Consider the following 1,704-nt stretch of genomic DNA (forward strand, 5'->3'; position numbering starts at 1 on the left):
ATATATGATTTTTTCAGAAACAAGAACAACATATTTTCAATTCATGTCATTTGTACGTAATCATGCCATGAACGGAGTTGGATATATTGGCGTAATTCTTCATTATTTTTTCCTTTTATTCTTTACTTTATTTTTTCTTTATTATCAATTATCTGTCAATACGCCGTTAAAATATGCCTTAATATCAAAAAAATTGATTATAGAGGAAACTTTAGTTGTTATTTCTATAACAAGCATAATTCCCGGAATATTTTTGTATATTCACGGCGGGAGCGCCGTATATTTTTCATATTTTCAAGAATTGATCGCTATTTGTATGCTTTTAGGTTTTAACATCCCAGAAAAACTGCAAGAAAAGATACAAACAAGAAGTGTTATGATAAAAACTGGAATTGTATTCTTCTTATTTATCTTGAGCTTTGTTGTTTTAATAAATTCAAAATTAATGTATCCAATCATAAGAATCATGAGGACGCAAAACAATAAAACGGCAAGTAATCTTCTAACAAATGTACGGGATATGATAAAAATATCAAGAAATGAAAAGAAAAAATATTGTATATTCCTTGATGATAATGCCGAAATATGGGAAATTTATAAACATAACGAAACAGCAATGATTTTCTTTTACCCTGCTTTAACAGGAATAAGAATAATCAATGGAGTCTATACGGATGGAACAGATATTTTTCTTGCAAACGGAACAAATATTCAGAATATTGAATCATCTTATTATGGCATAAATAAAAATCTTGTTATTGAAAATATTAATGGAAAAAAGAATTTTACCTCAAAGTTGGCCTTTGACGAGGCAAAAGATAAAGCAAAAAGAAACGGCTATAAATATATAATTTATATTTATAATGATAAATATGAGATAATTGAAATCTGATAACATTAATTATGCAATTCGGCTTAAAACTTGGCAGTAAAAATATATCTTTTAAGGAAATACTTTTTTCAAAAGATATAAAAATTTATCACGGCAGCGATACTCTTGTTAAAACCCCGAGAATAATTCAACCTGTCAGAGCTTTAGATTTTGGTCAGGGATTTTATACAACGACAAATATAAAACAAGCGGAAAGTTTTGCAAAAAAAGTTCAAGATAGAAATGACTCTAAAGAAATTCATATAAGTGTTTATACTTTAGAAACAAATTTATTAAAAAAACTTACTTGTCTTTATTTTGATAAACCTGATAAAAAATGGTTGGATTTTGTATCTTCAAACAGAAATGGCACTTATAACGGAAAAATTTTTGATATTATTTATGGTCCTGTTGCGAATGATACTGTTTTTAAAACCTTTATCGCATATCAGAACGGAACTTTAGATGAGAAGGAAACATTAAAACGTTTAAAAGTTCGTGATTTATATAATCAACTGGTTTTTACAAACGAAGAAGCGTTAAAATGTCTTCTATTTTTTGGAGAAGCATGAGCATGAATAATATTGAATTTAAGGCGACATTACAGATGCTTGTTCCCATGATTATTCAAGTTATCATGGAAAAAAAAGACTTACCGATTATACCCGCAGTTAAATTATTATATGTTTCTAAGTTATATGAAAAACTGGAAAAAGAAAGCACAAAGCTATGGCATTTAAGCCCGCTTGCCCTTTATGAATTATTGGAAATTGAGCAGCAAACCGGGAAGTTAATTTTCCCAACCGAGGCTTAAAGTTAATGAAAACTGATAT

3 protein-coding genes are annotated in these 1,704 nt (G+C 28.4%); all 3 read left to right on the forward strand.

The features are described 5' to 3' along the window. Positions 1-892: hypothetical protein (locus ACYVRH_RS12375; RefSeq protein ID WP_461257207.1), on the forward strand; the 892-nt coding region annotated here is incomplete at its 5' end. Between the two features lie 11 nt (positions 893-903). Next, positions 904-1,443, forward strand: a complete 540-nt coding sequence (locus ACYVRH_RS12380) for a DUF3990 domain-containing protein (protein WP_461257208.1) — start codon at positions 904-906, stop codon at positions 1,441-1,443. A 2-nt stretch (positions 1,444-1,445) separates the two neighbouring features. After that, complete coding sequence (locus tag ACYVRH_RS12385; protein ID WP_461257209.1) at positions 1,446-1,685, forward strand: hypothetical protein; 240 nt, start codon at positions 1,446-1,448, stop codon at positions 1,683-1,685. The last annotated feature ends 19 nt before the right edge of the window (positions 1,686-1,704 follow it).

It is taken from the genome of Treponema sp. R80B11-R83G3, from assembly GCF_054786115.1.

Bases quoted from the DNA above. Each gene is read 5' to 3' on its own strand.
- ACYVRH_RS12380 (WP_461257208.1), top strand. From the start codon at position 904: ATGCAATTCGGCTTAAAACTTGGCAGTAAAAATATATCTTTTAAGGAA.
- ACYVRH_RS12385 (WP_461257209.1), top strand. From the start codon at position 1,446: ATGAATAATATTGAATTTAAGGCGACATTACAGATGCTTGTTCCCATG.